This window comes from Dokdonella sp., assembly GCF_044227025.1.
Lineage (GTDB): Bacteria > Pseudomonadota > Gammaproteobacteria > Xanthomonadales > Rhodanobacteraceae > Dokdonella_A.
This window is the reverse complement of record NZ_JBGAFX010000003.1, coordinates 248493-267860: the sequence shown is the minus strand read 5'-3', so window position 1 is coordinate 267860 and position 19368 is coordinate 248493. Positions and strand designations below refer to the sequence as shown.

The following is a 19368-nucleotide window of genomic DNA, read 5'->3' as shown; positions in this document are numbered from 1 at the left end:
GTATTCCTGCCCGCGCGTTGACCTGATCCGGTTCGATGCGCAGAATCGCGCTCCCCTTCCGCCCGTCAAACGCCTACGTGCCCGACACCTGCCCGCTACCGCCTGCCGCCGTCGACTGCCTGGCGGTCATCCCCGCCCGCGACGAAGCCGCCACGGTTGGCGCGGTCGTTGCCGGGGTACGGAGCGCACTCGGCTGCGCCGTCCTGGTGGTTGACGATGCGAGTTCAGACGATACCACCGCCGTCGCGCGCACGGCGGGCGCACAGACCCTGCGCCTGACGTTCGGTCTCGGCGCCTGGGGCGCGACGCAGGCGGGCGTCCGCTACGCGCGCCGCAATGGCTATCGCAGCGTGATCACGCTGGATGCCGACGGCCAGCACGAGCCGATGACCTTGCCGGCCCTGTTCGAAGCGCAGCAGCGCTCGGGCGCGAACGTCGTCATCGGCACCTGCTTTGGTCGACTCAGCCGCGCCAAGCGGATCGCCTGGCACTATCTGCGCACGCTGAGCGGGCTTGGTCTGAGCGATTTCACCTCCGGGCTGCGCCTTTACGACGCCAGCGCGATCGAAGTCCTCGCCGGACCGGAGGCCAGCCTGCTCGACTATCAGGATGTCGGCGTATTGATGCTGCTCGCGAAGAACGGCATGCGGATGGAAGAGACCGAGGTGCCGATGCTGCCGCGCAGTACCGGGCATTCGCGCGTATTCGCGTCGTGGCCGGTGGTCGCACGCTATCTGCTGCATACGACGGTGCTGTGCGTGGCGCAGATCGATGCGGGCCGGCGTCGGCGCAAGGCATTGCGTGGGGAGCCGGCGGCATGCTGACCGGGCAGATTACCTCGGCGATCCTCGGGGTTGCGTTGGCCGGCGCGATCCTGTTCCTGGTCCGTCGCGATCACCTGCATGGCCCGTACGCGATCTGGTGGTTCGGCGTTGCCGCGGCGACCTTCGTGCTCGGGGTTTTCCCGGGCCTGGTGGTCTGGCTCGGCCATGCGACCGGAATCTTCTACGCACCGGTGCTGCCGATCATCATCGGCCTGTCGCTGGTGCTGCTGCGACTGCTCAAGCTCGACATCGACCGCTCGAAGCAGGAGCGGCGTCTGCGCCGCCTGACCCAGAAACTCGCGATCCTCGAACAGGAACTCGTGCGGCTTGGCGGTTCGGCCGATACCGAGCCTGCCGACGACGACGAGTGAGCGCCCGCGCGTCCATGCGCATCCTGCATGTCGGCAAGTACTACGCACCGCAGCGCGGTGGAATCGAGCGCCACACCCAGGCGCTGGCGGAGGCTTCAGTACGCGACGGCGACCAAACCTGCGTGCTGGTGCACCAGCCCGCAGGCATCCGCGCGCATGCGCGCGATTCCATCAACGGCGTCGAAGTCCGGCGCGTCGGTTGCCTCGCCGCACCGCTGTATACGCCGCTGGGTCCCGGCTTTCCGCGCGAACTCGCGCGTGCAGTGCGCGAGTTCCGGCCGGACCTGCTCCATCTGCACCTGCCCAATCCATCGATCTTCTTTGCACTGCTGCTTCCCGCTGCGCGCCGGCTCCCATGGATCGTGCACTGGCACGCCGATGTGCCGCCGGACGCACCGGACTGGCGCCTGCGGATCGCGTACCGGTTCTATCGTCCGTTCGAGCAGGCGATGCTGGCGCGCGCGAACTGGATCATCGCGACCTCGCAGTCCTATCTTCACGCAAGCCAGGCGCTCGCACGCTGGAAAGAAAAAGTCGCCATCGTCCCGCTGGGCATCGATGCGGTCGAAGCCGGCGCGGCGCGCCCGGATCTGTGGCCGGCCTCCGGGCTGCGCCTGCTCGCGGTCGGTCGTCTCGGCCGCTACAAGGGATTCGACGTCCTGCTGAAGGCGCTTGCCCGCGTACCCGACGCCAGCCTGCTGCTGGTCGGCGATGGCGAATGCGCGCGCGAGTTGCGCGCGCTGGCGAGGAGCGAGGGCATCGAGTCGCGCATCGCGTTCGCCGGCGACGTCGACGACGCGACGCTCGCCGGCGCCTACGCCGGCGCCGACCTGTTCGTGCTGCCTTCGCTGGACCGTGGCGAAGCGTTCGGCCTCGTGCTGCTGGAAGCGATGCGCGCGCGCTTGCCGGTGGTCGCGAGCGCGATCCGCGGTTCGGGCGTCGGTGAAGTCGTCGTCGACGGCGATACCGGCCTGCTGGTCGAACCGGGCCACGCGGATGCCCTGGCGGCGACGATCGAACGCATGCGCGATCCGGCGCTGCGCGCGCGTTTCGGCGCGGCCGGCCATGGTCGCTGGATGGAACGATTCACGCTGGCGGAGTCGGCGCGCGCGACGCGCGCGATCTACTCCGGCCTGCTGTCGCCGGGCTCGGCACCGACGCCCTGATCCGCCGCCACATCGCGCGGCAGCCACAATGCCAGCACGAGCAGACTCACCAGCAACGGCGTCAGCTGCAACAACAGCCGATTGACCGCCGAATAGCTTTGCGCGTACCGCGCAGCCGTGGTGAATGCGAACAGGCCGCCGATCAGCAGCAGCGGCACCGCAACCAACGCCAGCAGGCGCCGCGTAGTCGCCGTGTGCAGCCAATCGCGCTTGCACACCAGCACGACCGGCAACGCGAACCAGAGCAGGTTCCAGTTCCATTGGCCCCACAACGCGTTGGCCAGCGCGCGCGACGATTTGCCCACCTGGGCAGCGTCGAACACGAGACTGCCGTGCGCGTAGTTGCGCGCCACCTCCACCCACGGCACGCGCAAGGCGACGCACAGCGCAATGGCGACAATCGCCACCCCGGCACCGATCAGGAATCGGCGGCCGCGCATGCGCCGCGGCAGTACGCCGAACACGCACGACGCGCCGAACACGATGCTCCACACCGCGCCTTCGAGCTTGAGCATCGGCAACAGCGCGATGACACCGACGACGATCAGCAACTGTCGGGCATCGCGCGAATCGCGCCAACGCAACCATGCATGGCCGGCCAGCGACATCAGCGCCGCCAGCCAGAGATCGACGTACCCGCCGAGCGCAACATGTGCATCGAGCAATGGCAGCGAACCGAGCAGATAGACGCCGGCAGCTGCGTGCACGGTTCGAACACCGAGCGCGCGCCACTGCCCGTAGTGGGCCGCCAGCAAACCCGCCCACAACCCGAGCCACGCCAGATTGATCCATGGCTCGATCCAGCCCGCGTTGGCAGCGAACCAGGTCATCGTCCATGACAGCAGTTCCGGGTAGCTCCAGGCAGCGGCCGTGCGCAAGTCCGCCTGCGGCTCGGACAGCCAGCGCGAGAACGGAACGTAAGGCGCAGCGTGGCCGGCCAGCACCCACGCCTTTGCCTTGGCCTGCCAGACCGCCCATGCATCCCAAGGCAAGGTCGGATGCAACGCGATGTCGGTCGCGAACAGCCATGCGCGCCACGCGAGAACGACGAGCACCAAAGCAATGAGGGCACGTCCTTTCCAGCCGACCGGATGAACCGGTGGCGCGACATCGCCCGCCCTCCGCCACAGCCGCGCCACGATCCAGCCGCCGATGCCGATCAGCCCGGCGATCGATCCGGCGCGCAGCGCGGACGACGACAGCTCCGCCGCCACGTGCTGCATCAGGAGACCGCACAGCAGGACGCCGACAATCCAGCCGCCGCCAAGAATCGTCGCCAGCCCATGCGCACGCCGCGGCCAGCCGACCACGGCAACCCACAGTCCGCTGCCGAACAGCAGCGGCACGAGCCAGATCATCAAGGCCGGCAAGACATTCATCGGATCACCGCTTCCACGCGATACACGGTCAGATCCTGGTTGCGATCGAGCACCCGCACGCGCACGCGCCCGGGTCCGATCCGCATGACGCCGCCGATGGGGCGCGGCCGATCCACGCCGTAGTTGACCAGCACCGTCCCCTCGGCAACGCGACCCGGCGACGACACCAGAAAGGCACCCAGGCCGCTCGTGTTCAACGGCGCCATCAGGTAGATCAGCCGCAGCACATCGTGCGGCGACTCCGCGTTGACCAGCACGCGCGTCGTCCGCGGCGCGTTGGCAAGCAGGTTGCGCAAGCGATAGGCAGCCGCAACCATGTTCGATTCGGCGACATGATCCTGGCGCAGCGCATACGGGACCGCACCCCAGATGTCGCGGTCGACCGCGCGACGATAGTCCAGCTCGCGCAACCACACGAGGTCGAGCGCGATCCACGCCAACGCGGCCGTCACGAGCATGCAACGCATGAGATGGGCGCCGCGCAGTCGCAGCAACAGGCGGGCGAGCGCGCCGAACAACCCGAGTGCGAGTGCAAGCACCAGCGGCAGGCGCGGCACATGCGGAGTTGCATCGCCCGTTCCGCCCGGTCCAATCGCGCTGACGGAGATGAGCTGCCACGGCGAGTGGGTGAACCACGACGACCACGCCGCCGCGATCCGCCCGCGCCACGAGTTCGACTCGAGCCGCGCGCCGCGCAGGACAAATGGTCGGAAACCTTCTTCCGGAGGCACCAGCTGCGCGACCGGGAATTGCGCGAAGCCGAGCTCGATGATCCTCCCGCGCCAAGCGTCCACCTGTGACAGATCGAACGTCATGCGACCGCCCGAAGGTACCGGCAGCGAAATCGTCTGCGCATCTTCTGGAGCTTCGCGGGTACGGAACACGAGGGACAATTCGAGCGTACGCGGAAAGTCCGCGAACTCGTAGCTCAGGATCGGATAGTCGGCGGCATCCAACTCCGGCAAGGACGTCACTTGCAACGCGGCATAGTCGTCGTCGGCCGACTCGACACGCAACTGCTGCGCATCGGCAGTCGCCCTGCCGAAGGCGGCGTGATACCGACTGCCAGGCAGCGAGTGAGTGTGTGCCGGCGCCAGCGGCATGCGCGGACCGAGCGCAGCGGCCCAGCACAGCAGCAACAGCCACCCAGTGCCGAGCGCGGCAGCGAACGCAACGTAGCGCCAGCGCGACGCCGTCATGCGGCGATTTCGCCAAGCCGCGCCAGTTCGGCGGCACTGAAGCCGGCGCGCAGGCGCGCATCGACGTTGAACGGCCCACGCAAGCTGCCGCGCATGTGCTGTTCGAGCAGGCGATGGAAGGTTGTAGCGGAGTCGACGCCCTCGCGTTCGCAGCACCAGGCGAACCAGCGTGATCCGGCGGCGACGTGCGCGACTTCCTCGCGCAGGATCGTCTCGAGGATCACCATGGTTTCGTTGTCGCCGACCGCGCGCAGGCGCGCGATCATCCCGGGGGTGACATCGAGGCCGCGCGCTTCGAGCACGCGCGGCACGAGCGCCATCCGTGCAAGGCAGGAATCGGCGGTGCGCACAGCCATGTCCCACAATCCGTCGTGGGCGTCGAAGTCACCGTAGGCATGACCGAGTTCGGCCAGACGCGCGACCAGCATCGCGTAATGGCGCGCCTCGTCGTCGGCGACCTGCACCCAGTCACGGTAGTACTCGTCGGGCATGCCGCGGAAACGGTACACCGCATCCCAGGCGAGATTGATCGCGTTGAATTCGATATGCGCGACAGCATGGACCAGCGCTGCCCTGCCCTCCGCGGAACCAAGTCCGCGCTGCGCGAGCTTGCGCGGTGAAACGAGCTGCGGTCGTTGCGGGCGTCCGGGAATCCCGATCGCCGTCGGTGGCGCGGCCACCGCATCGAGGGGGAGCTCGCCCGACCGGAATGCGGCCGCGGTCGCGCGGGTCGACGCGATCTTGCGCGCGACATCCGTGCACGCGAGGCACTGCGCGGCCGCATCGAACACATTCATCTTCGCGCCGCTGGCCATGTGCCTTGCACCTCCTTGCCGGATCGAGGGCAACCCGTCCGGGCCGCCCCGCGCGTCGCTGTGCGCGTCGCGCATTATCCATGACCGACGCGCACGACGGCACGGACCGGACGCACGGTTCCGGATGATGCACACCTGAATGGATGATTCAGCTGGCCTGACGCCGCTGCGACTTGGCGTCGTCCGAGCGCGCGAATTCCAGATCGCGCAGATAGGTCGGCTCGACCCCGGTGACGTATTCACCGGAGAAGCACGACGTGTCGAACGCGGCCAGGTTCTCGTTGCCGTCGCGCACCGCCCAGATCAGGTCGTCGAGGTCCTGGTAGAACAGCTTGTCGGCACCGAGGATCTTTTCGATCTCCTCGACCGTGCGGCCATGCGCGACCAGCTCGGCGGTGACCGGCATGTCGATGCCGTAGATGTTCGGGTAACGTACCGGCGGCGCCGCCGAGGCGAGATAGACCTTGCGCGCCCCCGCTTCGCGGGCCATCTGGATGATCTGCCGCGAGGTCGTGCCGCGCACGATCGAGTCGTCCACGAGCAGTACGTTCTTGTTGCGGAACTCGAGTCCGATCGGATTGAGCTTGCGGCGCACCGATTTAACCCGCTCGCTCTGCCCCGGCATGATGAAGGTGCGGCCGATGTAGCGGTTCTTGACGAACCCCTCGCGCACCGGCACACCGAGCGCCTGCGCGAGCGGTCCCGCGGCGGTGCGCGAGGTGTCCGGGATCGGGATCACCGCATCGATGTCGTGATCGGGCAGCAGGCGACGGATCTTCTCACCGAGCTTCTCGCCCATGCGCAGGCGCGCCTTGTACACGGAGACGTCCTCGATCATCGAATCGGGACGCGCGAGATAGACGTACTCGAAGATGCACGGCGCATGCAGCGCCGGCTCGGCGCACTGGCGCGCATGCAGCTTGCCGTCGAGGGTCAGCAGCACCGCTTCGCCTGGCGCGACGTCGCGCAACAGGCGGAAACCGAGGATGTCGAGTGCGACCGACTCCGACGCAACCGCGTATTCCTTGCCGGACGCGGTGTCGCGCTCGCCGAGCACGAGCGGGCGGATGCCGTGCGGATCGCGGAACGCGAGAACGCCGTAGTCGAGCAGTATCGAAACCACCGCATAACCACCGATGCAGCGCGCATGGGTGCCGGCAACAGCCTTGAAGATGTGGTCCGCGCTCAACACGCGCCGGTCCTGGATCTGCAATTCGTGCGCGAGCACGTTGAGCAGCACCTCCGAATCGGAATCGGTGTTGATGTGACGGCGGTCGTCCTCGAACACATCGCGCCGCAGGGCATCGGTGTTGATCAGGTTGCCGTTGTGCGCCAGCGCGATCCCGTAGGGCGAATTCACGTACAGCGGCTGCGCCTCGGCCGAACCTTCCGAGCCGGCGGTCGGATAGCGGCAGTGGCCGATGCCGACGCTGCCGCGCAGGCCGAGCATGCTCGTCTCGTCGAATACGTCGCGCACCAAACCCGCGCCCTTGTGCAAGCGCAGGCGGTTGCCATCGACGGTGGCAATGCCGGCGGCATCCTGGCCGCGATGCTGCAGGACGGTGAGTGCGTCGTAGAGCGCCGACGCGACTTCCGACTTTCCGACGATGCCAATGATTCCGCACATGATTCGATACTTCAGCTGGAAGGGGTTGCGGGAGCCGCCGGCGGCCGCCCGTTCGTTGCTGTGGGCGCGAGCGGCGCCAAGGCGCCCTGCATCGGTTCGAGGTAGCGCGCGACCTCGGTCGGCAGGCGCGCCGCGAGCCATTGTGCGCCCTGCTCGAAGCGAGGCAGCAATTGTGACTGATGCCACCACGGATCGCGAGGAAACGGGGTGAAACCGAGCAGCAGCACGGTCAGCACGACCAGCGCGAGCCCACGCGCGAGGCCGAACACCATGCCGAGCAGGCGGTCGCTGCCGGACAATCCGCTGCCCTCGACCAGCTTGCGTACGAGGAACGCGACGATTGCACCCGCGATCAGCACCGCGACGAAGCACAGAACATAGGCGAGGATCACCCGCGCCGATGGCGTCGATATGCTGGCGGAAAATCGTTCCGCAAGGGCCGGACCGAGCAACCATGCGACCCAGAACGCGCATGCCCACACCGCCAACGCGAGCACTTCGCCGATGAAACCGCGCCACAGGCCCATCAGCACCGACAGGCCGAGCACGGCGATGATCGCGTAGTCGAGCCAGTTCATCGGGCGGCCGGGATTGGAGATCCGGAATTGGGGATTTGAAAAAGCGGGACGCGCCCCCTGTCGGGAACTGCCTTCCCGGATCCCGAATCCCGAATCCGCAGTCCCCGCTTCATTGCGTCACGATCATGCCGTCGAGCTTGAGCTTGTCCTTGATGCCGGCGCGCAGCTTTTCCGCCGCGGCGCGATCGACTTCGGGGCCGGCGCGCACTCGCCACAGCGTTGCGCCGTTCGCCTCCATCTTGTCGACGAAGGCGACAAAGCCGGCGTTCTTGACCCGGTCGCGCAGCTTGTTCGCATCCTCCACGGTCTTCAGGGCGCCGAGCTGGACCGCCCAGGCGCCAGCGCGCCCTGCAGGCACCGCACTTGCCGGCGCGTCTCCCTTGGCGTCCTCGGCGAGCTGCATGACACTCCCGGGCACGCTCGGATGCGCCTGCTTGATGCGCAAGCGCGTCGCTTCCGCGGCAGCGCGATCGACGAATGGCCCGACCCGCACCCGTTCGGCCGGCTTGCCCTGGTAGTCGGCCGGCTCGGTCGATGCGGCGAAGCCGCTCTTCTTCAGATTCGCGACGAGATCCTGCGCATTGCGGGAGGTCGCATACACGCCGAGGTTCACGTAGTAGCGCCCGCTGGCCGCCTGCCCCGGCACGGGCCGCGCGGACTCGACCGGTTTCGGCGTCTCGGCGACAGCCGGCTTCGGCGGTGGCGCCACCGCAGTCGCGCCGACCGGCGGCGGCGCCGCAACCGGTGCAGGAGGCGCGGGCGCAACCGGTTTCGGCTCGGCAGCGCCCTCACCCGCCGCGGGCTTGCCGGCATCGGCACCACTCGGCGCGATCGGGTTTGTCGCCGCCGGATCGACGCTGAGCACGCGCTTGTCGAATTCGCGATCCGGCGCCGGCGGAATGGCGAGACTGGACGTCTCCATCTCGGCAGACTTCTGCGGCGCGGAGCCCGACATGAACATCGGCACGAAGATCACCGCCAGCGCAATCAGCACGGCGGCGCCCAGCAGGCGCTGTTTCAACGACAGATCCATGGATCACCGGTCCGCTTCGGATGACCGCTGCGATTATACCCGCGCCGTCTGAAGGAACGGCATCGAACGGATGGCGTTTCGACTCCGCTCGCCGCGCGAGTGGCGCCCAACGCGAACGGGGGTACCGGAATTCGAAGTTTCGCCCCCCTCAACAGGCGCGTGTCGCCGCGAACTCGAGCGCCGGTGCGGCGACCATGAACGATCCGAACGCCACCACGCGGTCGCCCGGCATCGCCTGCGCAAAGGCAAGCGCAAGCGCCTGGGTGATGTCCTCGCCGACGGACGCGATCGCTTCGGGCGCTATGCGCGCGCCGATCCGTTCGCGCAACGCCTGCGCCGACAGGCCGCGCGGCGAGTCGCGCTCGAGTCCGGCCAGGTACCAGGCGTCGATGCACGGCGCCAAGGCATGCACGATGCCATCGATGTCCTTGTCCCCGAGCGCGCCGAACACGGCGATCGTGCGCCCGCTCGAGGGTTCGCTGCGCAGCCACGCAGCGAGCATGCGCGCCGCCTGCGGGTTGTGCGCGACATCGACGACCAGTTCGGGCGCTCCGGCGAACCGTTGCAGGCGCGCGCCAATCTTCGCCGTGCGCACGCCTTGCGCGATCGCCGCGGGATTCCAGTCCAGCCGATCGCGCAACGCGTGCAGCGCCGCGATCGCCGCCGCCGCATTGCCGGTCTGGCACGGGGCCGCCAGAAGCGGTCTCGGCAGCACGAGTTCGGTCGCATCGGCGCGCCAATGCCAGTCGGGTGCCGCGTCGTCGAACACATAGTCGCGCCCGGCGCGGCGCAGGTCGGCGCCAAGCCGTGTCGCGTATTCGAGCAAGGCAGACGGCGGATCGGACTCACCCACGATCGCTGGACGCCCCACGCGGAAAATGCCGGCCTTCTCGCGCCCGATGGCGTCGCGATCGTTGCCGAGCCAGTCCTGATGATCGAGGTCGACCGTCGTCACGATCGCCACGTCCGCATCGACGAGGTTGACCGCATCGAGGCGACCACCGAGACCGACTTCGAGCAGCGCGACATCGAGCCGCTCGTGCGCGAAGATCCACAGCGCCGCCAGCGTGCCGTACTCGAAATAGGTCAGCGCGACCGGCGCGACCGGATCCGCCAGACGCGCGGCCTCGATGCGCTCGAACGCATCGATCAACGCGGCATCGCCGGCATCGACCCCGGCGACACGCACGCGTTCGTTGTATCGCAGCAGGTGCGGCGAGGTGTACGCGCCGACGCGCTTGCCGGACTCGCCCAGCATCGCTTCGAGGAACGCCACCGTCGAACCCTTGCCATTGGTGCCACCGACCGTGACCACGATGGGCGCAGGAGCCGGAGCACCGAGCCGCCGCCAGACCTCGCGCACGCGGTCCAGGCCAAGCTCGATCGCACGCGGATGGACGCGCTGCTGATGGTCGAGCCAGTCGGGAAGGCTGCGCTTTGCACCGGATTGGTGAGTTGAGGCAGCTCCTGATGCCACACTCGTCTCCCGCTTGCCACTTCTTCCAATCACCAATCGAGAATCACTGCTTCACCGCATCAATATCCGCCGCGGCTTCCACGGTAATCGGCCGCGCCAGTATTGCAACAGCACGAAGCCGAAAGCGAGCCCGCCCAGGTGCGCGAAGTGCGCGACGCCGGCCTGGGTGCGGGTCACGCCGAGTACCAGTTCCAGAACGCCGTACACGGTCACGAACAGCCACGCCGGCATCGGGATTGCGAAATACACGAGGATGCGCGCATGCGGGTACATCATGCCGTAGGCGAGCAGCAGGCCGAACACGCCACCGGATGCGCCCAGAGTCGGAAAATAGCCCTGCGGAAACAGGTACATCACGATCAGCTGGGTCAGGGCCGCGCCAACCACGCTGGTGAAGTAATAGAGCAGGAACGGACGCGTGCCGAGAAGTTCCTCGATCGGGCCACCGAACATCCACAACGCGAGCATGTTGAACGCGATGTGCGGGACGCTGCCATGCAGGAAGCCGTAGGTAACGAGCTGCCACGGCTCGAATCCCGGCACGTCGGAATACGGCGATGGCCCAAGCGGCCACAGCGCGAACGGCACGGTCAGCGGATACGGCGGGGCCGCATCGCCGAGCAACATCTGCAATAGATAGACCAGCGCGTTCGCGATCAACAGCGCGCGCGTGACGGGGGGCGTGTGGGTGGGCATGCCGCATTGTCACCTGAGGCGACACGTGCGCGCAAAGCGGTTCGTCGGACCTGCAACAGGGGCATGTCTCTGGCACTGCTCCAACACCGGAATCTTGTGCTCCATCCGCGGAAATAGAAGGGGCCGCGTGGGCGGCCCCCTCGTCCTGCGCATGAGCACTCGTCAGTTGCGGGCGGGATTGTTCTCGGCGAAATACTCATGGCTGTCGGCGTTGTCGACCGCGTGCGCCGGATTGCTGTTGGCGAGGCTGTGGGCGGCCGACTGGCCGTACGCCCAATCGTCGGTGCCGGCGACCACGTTGAAGTGGCTCGACTCGTGCACCAGGGTGCCGGCGCGCGAATCGGTACCGGTGTTCGGCGCCGACCAGAACGCGCCGCACAGGTACACGCGGTACGGCTGGGTCGGATAGACGTACGCATAGGTGCCGCTGTCCGTGCAGGTGCAATCGAATGTGTAAGGCTGGCTCGACAATGCGCTCTGGAGGTTCGTGAAGTGGGTGCGCACGGTCGAATAGCGACTGCTCGTGTAGCTGCCGAACCACCAGGTGTAGCGCGTGCCGCGGGTGCCGGCGTCGAGGTAGCTCTTCGCATTCGTCGCGTACGTGACCGCGGAATTGCGCGCGGTCGCCAACTGCGTTTTGCGCGTGTTGCTGCAGCTGACGAAGCTGTTGGTGGCGGCGAATAGGCCGATGCCACTCTTCATTGCCTCATTGTCGTCGAGGGGATCGGGCGCACCGTCGATCCACAGGGTCGTCGTGTCGCTTTCGATCGCCGCCGTCGCGGCGACGCCGGCTTTCGCCGCCTGATCCGCTTCGAGCAACGCACTCTGCGCATCACGCGCGTAACGGATCGAATACTGCCCGCCGGCCTTCATGTCGTAGAACGTGCTGAGGTCGACCTCGACCGTGCGCGCGGCGCCCGGCTGCAGCTCGATGTAGTCCTTCGCCTGCGGCGCGGTGCGCTTGTACATAGGGCCGACGTAGTCGACCGCCACCCCGTCGCGTTCGACGTCGAACAGGTCGGAGGTGACGCCGTCCAACGGCGTCTGCCAGCGCAGCACATGCACCGCCGCAGCGCTGTCGTTCGTCATCGTGAACACCAGCTTGCCGCTGCCGATATCGGCTGCCTTGGCCGACGCGTCAAGACGGACCGAAACGTTGCCGGTTGCCGCAAATGCGGTGCCGACGGACGCACAGACAAGCAACAAGGATCCCAGCAAGACCTTACGCATGTTGGTCGCTCTCCCTCGAGTGGTTGGAAGCGAGGCCGACGATGTCGGCGATCGCACGGCTCCCCAAGCCGCGCGCGGAGTCTGTCGACAGTCCGCACGGCCGTAACGCGGCAGTGCAGCAAAGTGGATTCGGTTCAGCCTGCCGGATCGAAACCGTCGACGAACAGGCGGTCGATCACCGTGATCGAACCGCGCATCCCACTCGTGAGGTCGCCGTGCTGCTCGCAGTAGTAGCCGATGTCGCCGAGGCGGTTGAACGTGCGCGAGACCTGCCAGGGCTGGCTGCTCGGCGCTCCGTGCAAGTTGCAGTCGAGTGCGCAGATGAAGCTGTTGTCGTCGGCGTGTACGTTGTGCAGGCCGCCGCCGTTCACGAAGCGGATGACGTCGCCCTGGTAGATCGTCAGTTGCGCTGGCGTGAACGTCATGTCCTCGTTCGCGGTGACGACGAAGGTGCGCGCCTGCGCATTGGCGGCAAGTAACGCCAGGGCAAGGGCCAGCGCGCGCATCGCCACCTCAGAGCATGAAGCCGAGGTTGCCGCCACCATTGAAGCGTCCGACGTTCGGGAAGATGTCGGCGATACCGCCGGCGTCGACGCCGAACCAGCGCGCCAGCGTGGCCGAATACTGGTCGACGGCTATGGTCGGGATGATCTGGCCGTAGCCGGTGTCATCGGGATTGCCGTTGTTCGGCTGGCTTTCGTCGTACTGCGTGAGCTTGGGCATGGTGCCGTAGAAGCGCTGGCCGCGCACCGCGCCGCCAACCACGAAATGATGCCCGCCCCAGCCGTGGTCGGTGCCGTCGCTGTTGATCGCGAGCGAGCGCCCGAAGTCCGAGGCGGTGAATGCGGTCACGCCGTTCTCGATGCCCATTTCGACCGATGCGGCATGCAGCGCTGCCAGCGCATCGGACAGCTCGCCGAGGTTGGAATTCTGGTCGGTGAGTTGCGTGCCGTGCGTGTCGTAGTTGCCCACCGAGACGAAGAACACCTGGCGGCTCATCCCGAGCGACGCGCGCACCTTGATCATCAGCGCGACCGCGGCGAGCTGGTTGCCGAGGTCGGTGTCCGGAAACGGCGTGGCCAGCCGCGTGCCGACCATCGCGGCATTGATCAATGTCGCATTCGCGATCGCGCGACTGGTCGAGTCCGCGAACGCGCGCTCAAGCATGTTGCCCTGCCCACCGCTCGCGCGCAGCGCATCGAACGCGGCCGCGCGACCGGCATCCGCCGGCAACAGCCATGATTCCGGGCCGTCGCCGCGGTAGTTCATGCCGGGCACGCTGAAGTCGCCGTCGGCAGGTGCGCCGGCGGCGATGCCGCTGGCGCCCCACGAGTCCAGCGCGTACTGGTTGACGACATTGCCGCGCTGGAAGCGGTTGATGCCGGACATCGTGATGCTCATCGGCAACTGGCCGGCGTTCGCGCTCGCGAACATGTCGGCGACGCGACCACCCCAGCCGTCGGCATTGGCATCATCAGGGCGAGACGTCTGCCACTGGTTGGTCTGGTCGTCGTGCGAATAGAGCTGCGCCGGAGTCGGCTTCAGGCCGTTCTGGTATTCGTGCTGCGTGATCGGCTCGACCAGCGTACCGACGTTCGCGACCACGGCGACCTTGCCGGTGTTGAAAAGTCCGCGCAACGCGCCCATTGCCGGGTGCATGGCATAGGTCGCTCCGTCGCTCGGCAAGCCGCCCGCGAGCGGCGACAGCGAATTGGTCAGCAGTTGCGCCTGCGGCAGGGCCAGCCCCTGGCGCGTGCCGGCGTAGATCGCGTAGTTGGTCGCATCGCAGGGCGCGATCGTGTTGAACGAATCGTTGCCTCCGCCAAGGTAGATGCAGACGAGGGCCTTGTAGTCGCTGAACGAATAACGCGTCGCGGCGGTGGCGGCCGAAATCAGCTTGAGGTTGCCAAGCGCCGAATGCACGCTCACGCCGCCGAGCGCGGCGCACAGGCTCTTGCGGAGGAATTCACGACGGTTCACGTGCATGGTGTGGTCCTCAGCGCATTGGTGCGATGACCCTGGCGCGGTGCAAAGCTCATTTCTGGATCGAATATTCGGGCGAGGTGAGGATCAGGTACAAGGCTTCCTGCACGCGCGCCCGACCGAAATGATCGTAGTCGCCGGCCTGCATCTGATTCAGGCGCGCGACGATCACTCCACGCATGAAGGGCGACATCTGCCCGCTCATCAACAACAGGTTGTAGCGGTCGACCAGCGCAGCGGGCGAACTGACCGCAAGCGCCGCGTCGGCATCCTCGTTCATCTGCAGGTTGTTCGAGAAATCGCTGCCCCAGCAACGATCGCTCGCCGTGTAGTTGCAGAAGACTTCGTGGAACAGCATGTTGGCGAGCGCGGTCGAGGTCGTGTCGGTGAGGATCTGGAACTCCGGCCCGACCATGCCGGCGCCGCGCATTTCGCCGGGCGGCGCGAAATCGGGCTTGAAGAAGTTGAATACCGTCGGCGAATACAGCGGCGCCTCGCCGATCATGTCGATGATCGGTGGCCAGGGCTGCAGGTTGCCGATGCGTCCGCTGCGGACCGGATCGCCGGTCGGCGTGCGCGCATGCAGGGCGCGCCAGATCTGCGTCAGCTTGAGCAGCGGCTCGCGCAATTTGCCGTAGGTTGCGTAGTGCTGCCAATGGCCGATGCGTGCCTCGGGATCGAGCAGGATCGCCTTCACCACCGCCTTGAGGTTTCCGCGCACATGCGACGCACTGCCGTCGTCGTTGAACACCTGCGCGACACGCTGCACGTAGGCTGGCGGCGGGTTACTCATGACCAGGCGTTCGATCAGGCGCTTGCTGACGAACGGCCCGACGTTGGGATGGTGGAAGATGTTGTCGAGCGCCTGCGCCATCTCGGTCGACGCACTGCCCGGCGGCAGCACGCCATTCGCCAGTGCGACGCCGGGGTAGGTCAGCAACTGCTTGCTCGAGGTACTGTCGTGCCAGTACTCGACCGGCTCCATCGGGTACTGCCAGGCAAGATCGTCGGAATTGGCCGGGCCGCAGTAGAAATACTGGTCAGGATTCTGGGGGTTGTTGCAACACAGCGGCACACCGTCCTGGTAGTCGACGCTGCAACCGACACTGTTGAAGTCCCAGCCGGTGAACACCGCCGCGAATCCACGCACGGTCGTCTGGTCGTAGGTCGGAATCGGCTGCCCGCCGGAAAGCTTGGGCGTGCCGTCCGGGTTGAGCTGCACGAGGCCGACCGAGAACAGCTGGTTGATCTCGCGCGCGTAGTTCTCGTCCGGATGGATGTTCTCCTCCGCGTTCGCCTTCTGGTTCTGGATCGAACTCAGGAACACGCCCATTGCGGGATGTCGGGTGACGTCCTCGAGCAAGGTGCGGTAGTTGCCAAACGCATTCGCCGCAAGCATGTCGTAATAGCTCGCCAGTGCCCACGGCTGCCCGGCAAGCGTGCCGTTGCTGTTGGAGACCACGAAGATCTCGCTCAATGCGAACGCGACACGCTGGCGCAGCTGATCGCCGGGCAGCGCGCCTGCACGGCTCGGATCCGGGGTGCCGAGCGCGTTGACCGCCCAGATTTCCAGACGCGTATGCGCCCACTCGGCAACGGTGTTGCAGTCGGCATCGTCGACAGGACAGACGAGGCCCTGCACCCAATCGAGATAGTGCGTCTGGGTGGAGCCGGATGCGGCGAACTGTTCGTTGAACCAGCCTGCGTAGCCGACCGTGCGCAGGTGCGCGATGTCCGCGTCGTTTGCGCCGAAACTGGCCTGGGCGAGGAAACGCGCGGCTTCGGCGTCGTTCGATGGACCGCTCGCGACCCCCTCGAAACCGGAGCGGAAAACCTGCTCGGGCAAGTGGCTTTGCGCCATGGCGGCCTGCGATGCAGCGACCAGAACGAGCGCGACCGCCCCCCGCCACCCCAGTGCGATGGTGAACATGCCCATCTCCCGCGCGATCAAGCCCGGCTCCACTCTACTTCGCCGCAAAGCGACCGGTGCATGACGCAGTCGACAATCGCATCAATGCCGCGGCGCGGAACGTGTGACCGTGCGCACGAATATGACCATGGATGGTCGGCATGCCTGCCTTCCGGCGCTCCCGGCGCCAGCGTGTGTTTCCCACATCCACGTGGGTCGCAATGCAGGATCAATTTGCAGGCGCCGCCGCGACTCCCGGGCCCCACAGCTGGCTGTCAAGGTCACGCTCCCAGCCGTGCAACGCGAGATCGACGCGCCCGTTGCGCACGAGCACCCCTTCTCCGGCCAGCAGGCGCACCTGCGCGCGGAACGCCCGGGTTCCCGGCGGAAATGCGATGCGCCCGTCCGAGCGCAGCACGCGTTGCCACGGCAGGGCGGCCTCGGCGCCCGCGTCGCCAAGTACGCGCCCGACCAGTCGCGCCCGCCCGGGCAGGCCCGCGCGCGCGGCGATTTCGCCGTAGCTGCTGACGCGGCCTTGCGGGATCGATTCGATCACGCGGCGGATCGCCGCGTGCTCGGGGGGAATTTCGGCGCGCAATGGTTTCACCGGCGACTTGGAAATTTCAGGATGCTATTTGCGACACGCCCCACTAGCATACCGGTCATGCCCACCGGAGCCCCGCCGTGCAGAGTTTCGAACAGATCCGCTCCCATGTCGGCAGCCAGCACGCGCTGCGCACGAACGATCCATACCTGATCAGTTTCGACCTGACCCTCGCCAGCGGCCGCCACCAGGGCCTGTACCTCGCCGAACTCGAGGATGAGGAGGGCGCGAAGTACCTGCGCGTCTCGACCCCGATCGGCCCCTATACCGGCGTCGACGGCGCGCGCTGCCTGCGCTTCAACTGGGAACAACGCACCGGCTATCTCGCAATCAGCGACCTCGAAGGCTCGCCCTACCTGCACCTGTGCGAAAACCGCCCCTACAGCTTGCTGACGGCCACGGAAATCGACCGCGTGATCGAAGAACTCGGCGCGCTCGGCGACCGGATGGAACAGGCGATCTCGAACGGTGGCGACACGTTCTGAACGAGGCGTGGCGCGCGTTTGGGGCTTCGTCGGCTCCGCCAGCGGCCGCGATCCTTCCCGTGCGCGGCCCTGATGAAAGGGACGACGGCTGCAGCCGTTCCCGCCCCCACTGACTCGTTCAGCCGATCCAGCCAAGCAGGCGCGCAGCGCGCACCAGCAGCCAGGCGATGCCGGCCGTGACCGGCAAGGTCAGGATCCATGCCCAGACCATGCGCTCGACGATCGTCCAGCGGATCGCGTTCGCGCGTTTGGCGACGCCGACGCCGAGGATCGCGGCCGAGATGTTGTGCGTCGTCGAAACCGGGATTCCGAAATGCGACGCCGTCAGGATCACGCTGGCTGACGCAGTCTCCGCGGCGAAGCCGTTGATCGGATGCAGCTTGACCATCTTGTGACCGAGCGTCTTGATGATGCGCCAGCCACCGACCGCGGTGCCGGCCGCCATCACCAGCGCGCACAGGATCTTGATCCACATCGCGATCTCGAACTGCTTGCCCGCATCCTCCTCGATGCGCAGGAAATGCAGCCACGACGGCATGTGGTCGAGCGTGCCCGAGGCGGTCGCCGTCGCGAGCGCGAGCGCGATGATGCCCATCGTCTTCTGCGCGTCGTTCATGCCGTGCGACAACCCCATCGCGCTCGCCGAAACGAGCTGCGCCTTGCCGAAAAATGCGTTCGCGAAGCGCGTGCGACCGAACCGCTGCAACGGCCCCTTGCTCGAACCGAGCGCTTCCATCAGCGAGAACAACAGGCCCATCAACAGCAGGCCGAGCACGAAGCCGGCGACCGGCGAAGTCACCATGGGCACGATCACCTTCGGCAGCACGCCTTTCTCGCCCCACCAGTGCGTGCCGCCCTGCACCCAGATGATTGCATTCCAGTTGTCGTGCGCGGCGGCCAGCGCGGCGCCGCACAGCCCGCCGACGAGCGCATGCGAGGAACTGGACGGCAGCCCCCACCACCAGGTGATGAGGTTCCAGATCACCGCACCCAGCAGGGCACAGATGAGCACGATCGGCGTGACTGCAACGAGGTTGGTGTCGATCAGGCCGGAAGCGATCGTCTTCGCGACCGCGGTGCCAAGCAGCGCGCCGATGAGGTTGGTCCCCGCGGCAAGCAGCACCGCCTGGCCTGGACTCAGCACCTTGGTCGCGACCACGGTCGCGATCGAGTTCGCGGTGTCGTGAAAACCGTTGATGTATTCGAAGGCCAGCGCTACCGCGACGACCAGCAGGACGAGGGTCAGCTCCATCGACGATCCTTGCTCGGCGGCGACGCGGTCAGGAATTCTTGAGGACGATCTGGTAAGCGACGTTGCCGGCATCGCGGCAACGGTCGATCGCCTTCTCGAGCAACTCGAACAGGTCCTTCAGCAGAAGGATGCGGATCGGCTCGTGGCGGCCACCGTACAGATCGCGGTACAGCTCCAGCAGAAGGCGATCGGCTTCGCTCTCGATCGCCTGCATGCGATCGTTGAGCGTGGTCATCGCTTCCAGGTTCATGCCCTTGCGCAATTGGCCGACCATCTGCTTGATGACCTCCGCGGCCTTCTCGAGCAATGCCGCGCGCGTCGCGAAATCGATGTCGCCCAGGCGGTCCGCGGCGAGCGAATAGCGCTCGGCGAATTTCGAAATCGCCTTGGTGATCTTGTTCAACGCAGCCGACAGCGCCTCGATGTCCTCGCGATCGAGCGCGGTGACGAAGGTGTTGACCAGCTCCTGGCTGATCTGCGCGGTGAGTGCCTTCTCGCGCTTGCGTGCGAGCACGAACTCGTCCAGCGACGGCGCCTTCGGCAGCGCGCTGAACATGTGCACCAGCGCGGTGGCGGACTCGTGCGCGGCCTCGGCGCTCGCCTCGAGCAAGCCATAGAACTTGTCGCCTTTGCCGAAGATCGTCTGCAGGGAAAACATGCGTGTCCTGTCGTCTCGACCGCCATCGCGGTGCAGGGTTGAGCGGTCCCGCGCAGTCAGCGGGTCGCGAGCGGGGCGCAGC

The 19368-nt window shown here is 66.8% G+C and carries 19 protein-coding genes; 4 read left to right on the top strand and 15 right to left on the bottom strand.

The window, feature by feature from the left end:
• Positions 1–35 precede the first annotated feature (35 nt).
• From ACILRJ_RS08930 to ACILRJ_RS08920, 3 genes are read left to right on the top strand one after another with little or no spacing between them, the layout of a single operon-like run.
• The gene (locus ACILRJ_RS08930; protein WP_395682522.1) at positions 36–824 is read left to right on the top strand and encodes a glycosyltransferase family 2 protein; all 789 of its coding nucleotides are present in this window, start codon (positions 36–38) and stop codon (positions 822–824) included.
• Positions 818–1195 (top strand): DUF2304 domain-containing protein, encoded by a 378-nt coding sequence (locus ACILRJ_RS08925; RefSeq protein WP_395682520.1) that lies wholly within the window; start codon positions 818–820, stop codon positions 1193–1195. The genes ACILRJ_RS08930 and ACILRJ_RS08925 overlap by 7 nt, the downstream gene beginning before the upstream one ends.
• A 14-nt stretch (positions 1196–1209) precedes the next feature.
• Complete coding sequence (locus ACILRJ_RS08920; RefSeq protein ID WP_395682518.1) at positions 1210–2361, top strand: glycosyltransferase; 1152 nt, start codon at positions 1210–1212, stop codon at positions 2359–2361.
• On the opposite strand, the gene ACILRJ_RS08915 is transcribed toward ACILRJ_RS08920, so the two are convergent.
• The 13 genes from ACILRJ_RS08915 to ACILRJ_RS08855 form a co-directional block, all read right to left on the bottom strand.
• Entirely contained in the window at positions 2319–3740 is a 1422-nt protein-coding gene (locus tag ACILRJ_RS08915) for a hypothetical protein (RefSeq protein WP_395682516.1), read from the bottom strand. The two genes, ACILRJ_RS08920 and ACILRJ_RS08915, sit on opposite strands and share 43 nt — an antisense overlap.
• Positions 3737–4939, bottom strand: coding sequence for a hypothetical protein (locus ACILRJ_RS08910; RefSeq protein ID WP_395682514.1), 1203 nt, complete (start codon positions 4937–4939; stop codon positions 3737–3739). Before ACILRJ_RS08910 ends, ACILRJ_RS08915 begins: the two co-directional genes overlap by 4 nt.
• A complete protein-coding gene (locus ACILRJ_RS08905) occupies positions 4936–5754 on the bottom strand; it encodes a ferritin-like domain-containing protein (protein WP_395682512.1) in 819 nt (272 codons plus the stop codon). The genes ACILRJ_RS08910 and ACILRJ_RS08905 overlap by 4 nt, the downstream gene beginning before the upstream one ends.
• Positions 5755–5902: 148 nt before the next feature.
• Entirely contained in the window at positions 5903–7381 is a 1479-nt protein-coding gene (purF, locus tag ACILRJ_RS08900) for an amidophosphoribosyltransferase (RefSeq protein WP_395682511.1), read from the bottom strand.
• A gap of 11 nt (positions 7382–7392) precedes the next feature.
• Positions 7393–7959: a CvpA family protein gene (locus ACILRJ_RS08895; protein WP_395682509.1), complete on the bottom strand. Its 567-nt coding sequence runs from the start codon at positions 7957–7959 to the stop codon at positions 7393–7395.
• A 109-nt stretch (positions 7960–8068) separates the two neighbouring features.
• The gene (locus ACILRJ_RS08890) at positions 8069–8992 is read right to left on the bottom strand and encodes an SPOR domain-containing protein (protein ID WP_395682507.1); all 924 of its coding nucleotides are present in this window, start codon (positions 8990–8992) and stop codon (positions 8069–8071) included.
• A 148-nt stretch (positions 8993–9140) separates the two neighbouring features.
• Positions 9141–10469, bottom strand: coding sequence for a bifunctional tetrahydrofolate synthase/dihydrofolate synthase (gene folC, locus ACILRJ_RS08885; protein WP_395682505.1), 1329 nt, complete (start codon positions 10467–10469; stop codon positions 9141–9143).
• Positions 10470–10520: 51 nt separating this feature from the next.
• Positions 10521–11165 carry a rhomboid family intramembrane serine protease gene (locus ACILRJ_RS08880; RefSeq protein ID WP_395682502.1) on the bottom strand — a complete coding sequence of 215 codons (645 nt, stop codon included), beginning with the start codon at positions 11163–11165 and terminating at the stop codon, positions 10521–10523.
• Between the two features lie 162 nt (positions 11166–11327).
• Complete coding sequence (locus tag ACILRJ_RS08875; protein WP_395682500.1) at positions 11328–12395, bottom strand: M35 family metallo-endopeptidase; 1068 nt, start codon at positions 12393–12395, stop codon at positions 11328–11330.
• A gap of 134 nt (positions 12396–12529) precedes the next feature.
• On the bottom strand, positions 12530–12901 hold the full coding sequence (locus tag ACILRJ_RS08870; protein WP_395682498.1) for a plastocyanin/azurin family copper-binding protein: 372 nt from the start codon (positions 12899–12901) through the stop codon (positions 12530–12532).
• A 7-nt stretch (positions 12902–12908) separates the two neighbouring features.
• Complete coding sequence (locus tag ACILRJ_RS08865; RefSeq protein ID WP_395682496.1) at positions 12909–14381, bottom strand: DUF1501 domain-containing protein; 1473 nt, start codon at positions 14379–14381, stop codon at positions 12909–12911.
• 49 nt (positions 14382–14430) lie between these two features.
• Entirely contained in the window at positions 14431–16308 is a 1878-nt protein-coding gene (locus ACILRJ_RS08860) for a DUF1800 family protein (protein WP_395682494.1), read from the bottom strand.
• Between the two features lie 208 nt (positions 16309–16516).
• On the bottom strand, positions 16517–16894 hold the full coding sequence (locus tag ACILRJ_RS08855; RefSeq protein ID WP_395682492.1) for an MGMT family protein: 378 nt from the start codon (positions 16892–16894) through the stop codon (positions 16517–16519).
• Between the two features lie 77 nt (positions 16895–16971).
• On the opposite strand from ACILRJ_RS08855, the gene ACILRJ_RS08850 reads away from it, so the two are divergent.
• A complete protein-coding gene (locus tag ACILRJ_RS08850) occupies positions 16972–17376 on the top strand; it encodes a hypothetical protein (RefSeq protein WP_395682490.1) in 405 nt (134 codons plus the stop codon).
• Positions 17377–17494: 118 nt separating this feature from the next.
• On the opposite strand, the gene ACILRJ_RS08845 is transcribed toward ACILRJ_RS08850, so the two are convergent.
• Together ACILRJ_RS08845 and ACILRJ_RS08840 are read right to left on the bottom strand one after the other, a co-directional pair.
• Positions 17495–18628 (bottom strand): anion permease, encoded by a 1134-nt coding sequence (locus ACILRJ_RS08845; protein ID WP_395682488.1) that lies wholly within the window; start codon positions 18626–18628, stop codon positions 17495–17497.
• Between the two features lie 28 nt (positions 18629–18656).
• A complete protein-coding gene (locus tag ACILRJ_RS08840; protein WP_395682486.1) occupies positions 18657–19286 on the bottom strand; it encodes a DUF47 domain-containing protein in 630 nt (209 codons plus the stop codon).
• Between the last annotated feature and the right edge of the window lie 82 nt (positions 19287–19368).

What these genes read in the sequence shown, in the direction of transcription:
- ACILRJ_RS08865 (WP_395682496.1), bottom strand. Translation starts at nt 14,381, where the DNA reads ATGCACGTGAACCGTCGTGAATTCCTCCGCAAGAGCCTGTGCGCCGCG.
- ACILRJ_RS08860 (WP_395682494.1), bottom strand. Translation starts at nt 16,308, where the DNA reads ATGTTCACCATCGCACTGGGGTGGCGGGGGGCGGTCGCGCTCGTTCTG.
- ACILRJ_RS08905 (WP_395682512.1), bottom strand. Translation starts at nt 5,754, where the DNA reads ATGGCCAGCGGCGCGAAGATGAATGTGTTCGATGCGGCCGCGCAGTGC.
- ACILRJ_RS08870 (WP_395682498.1), bottom strand. Translation starts at nt 12,901, where the DNA reads ATGCGCGCGCTGGCCCTTGCCCTGGCGTTACTTGCCGCCAATGCGCAG.
- purF (WP_395682511.1), bottom strand. Translation starts at nt 7,381, where the DNA reads ATGTGCGGAATCATTGGCATCGTCGGAAAGTCGGAAGTCGCGTCGGCG.
- ACILRJ_RS08875 (WP_395682500.1), bottom strand. Translation starts at nt 12,395, where the DNA reads ATGCGTAAGGTCTTGCTGGGATCCTTGTTGCTTGTCTGTGCGTCCGTC.
- ACILRJ_RS08840 (WP_395682486.1), bottom strand. Translation starts at nt 19,286, where the DNA reads ATGTTTTCCCTGCAGACGATCTTCGGCAAAGGCGACAAGTTCTATGGC.
- ACILRJ_RS08895 (WP_395682509.1), bottom strand. Translation starts at nt 7,959, where the DNA reads ATGAACTGGCTCGACTACGCGATCATCGCCGTGCTCGGCCTGTCGGTG.
- ACILRJ_RS08910 (WP_395682514.1), bottom strand. Translation starts at nt 4,939, where the DNA reads ATGACGGCGTCGCGCTGGCGCTACGTTGCGTTCGCTGCCGCGCTCGGC.
- ACILRJ_RS08915 (WP_395682516.1), bottom strand. Translation starts at nt 3,740, where the DNA reads ATGAATGTCTTGCCGGCCTTGATGATCTGGCTCGTGCCGCTGCTGTTC.
- ACILRJ_RS08930 (WP_395682522.1), top strand. Translation starts at nt 36, where the DNA reads ATGCGCAGAATCGCGCTCCCCTTCCGCCCGTCAAACGCCTACGTGCCC.
- ACILRJ_RS08890 (WP_395682507.1), bottom strand. Translation starts at nt 8,992, where the DNA reads ATGGATCTGTCGTTGAAACAGCGCCTGCTGGGCGCCGCCGTGCTGATT.
- ACILRJ_RS08920 (WP_395682518.1), top strand. Translation starts at nt 1,210, where the DNA reads ATGCGCATCCTGCATGTCGGCAAGTACTACGCACCGCAGCGCGGTGGA.
- ACILRJ_RS08845 (WP_395682488.1), bottom strand. Translation starts at nt 18,628, where the DNA reads ATGGAGCTGACCCTCGTCCTGCTGGTCGTCGCGGTAGCGCTGGCCTTC.
- ACILRJ_RS08925 (WP_395682520.1), top strand. Translation starts at nt 818, where the DNA reads ATGCTGACCGGGCAGATTACCTCGGCGATCCTCGGGGTTGCGTTGGCC.
- ACILRJ_RS08880 (WP_395682502.1), bottom strand. Translation starts at nt 11,165, where the DNA reads ATGCCCACCCACACGCCCCCCGTCACGCGCGCGCTGTTGATCGCGAAC.